Origin of the sequence: Parasutterella muris, from assembly GCF_009767915.1 — a bacterium.
GTDB lineage: Bacteria > Pseudomonadota > Gammaproteobacteria > Burkholderiales > Burkholderiaceae_F > Parasutterella > Parasutterella muris.
Map to the genome: position 1 here is coordinate 1 of NZ_WSRP01000102.1, position 1077 is coordinate 1077.

Below are 1077 nucleotides of genomic sequence, written 5' to 3' on the forward strand. Positions count from 1 at the left end.
TGTCTTGTCCTGAAAAAAGTTGACTACTTAGGGAGTCAACAATGAAAGTTGAAGAACAGATATCTACACTAATGAAACAAGCAGAGGCAAGAAGGCTTGTTTCGGATTTGTACAATCAGGGGATGCCAATAAAAGAAATTGCAAAGCATGTGCCAGTTTGTTTGGCAACAGTTTATAGGTGGATAGATTTGCCAAAAAGAACGCCGGTTGTTGGGAAAGACCTTGATAGGAAGGGCCTTGATGGAAAACTCCTTAATGCAAGAGCCTGCCCTTCTTCAGATGAGGCTAAACCCGAGAATTTAGATTTGAATAAAGTAAGCGAAATCGCCTTATTGAAAGCTCAAATCAAAGAGCTCAAGGCGCAACTGCGAGCACAAAGCCTAAAAGCACAGGCCTATGAAACAATGGTCCAGCTAGCAGAAGAGCGCTTTGGCATACCTATAAGAAAAAAATCTGGCGCCAAACAATAGAAGTCCTGCAACAGCAGAGCTGTCCGTACGGAAGTGTAACGGCCCTGTGTAAGTTGTTTGGCGTCAGCAAGCAGGCGTACTACAAGGTTCAGAAAAGAGGCTCTTCAGAGGCAGAATCGAGGTATCTAACCGAGGAGATAATCATCGAGTACTGCAAAGAAGTACGCAGTGTTGACCCGAATATAGGCGGAAAAAAGCTGTGGGCGATGTACTCTCAAAACTTTCCCGGAAGATTGCATGTCGGACGAGACCGGTTCGCAGACATTCTTGCAGACAATCATTTAAAGCTGCGACAGAAGAAAAGAAAACCGAGGACAACCGATTCACAGCATAATCTGCCAACTTATCCAAACTTAATTAAGGACCTAATACCATATCGGGCGAACCAGATATGGGTTAGCGATATTACTTACGTACCAATTAAAGTAACGGATTGGGAATCGGAGTTTACATATTTAGCGCTAATCACAGATGCATACAGCCACGAGATTGTAGGCTGGAAACTAGGCTCTGACCTGAGCAATAGAACAGCAATCAGCGCACTAAAAATGGCACTCAGTCTATGCCAAGCAAGAGGGATAGATGTTAAAAAAGAAGGCTTGATCCA

Annotated in this window: 2 protein-coding genes; both read left to right on the plus strand. The window is 43.7% G+C overall.

Translation table 11 applies throughout. The features are described from left to right. Positions 1-41 precede the first annotated feature (41 nt). The gene (locus tag E5987_RS12735; RefSeq protein ID WP_160336441.1) at positions 42-470 is read left to right on the plus strand and encodes a helix-turn-helix domain-containing protein; all 429 of its coding nucleotides are present in this window, start codon (positions 42-44) and stop codon (positions 468-470) included. Positions 471-523: 53 nt separating this feature from the next. After that, positions 524-1077, plus strand: a 554-nt coding sequence (locus E5987_RS13220) for a DDE-type integrase/transposase/recombinase (RefSeq protein WP_237178852.1), incomplete at its 3' end; no start/stop codon positions are given.

Excerpts from the sequence above, each read along its gene's own strand:
- E5987_RS12735 (WP_160336441.1), top strand. The coding sequence starts at position 42 with ATGAAAGTTGAAGAACAGATATCTACACTAATGAAACAAGCAGAGGCA.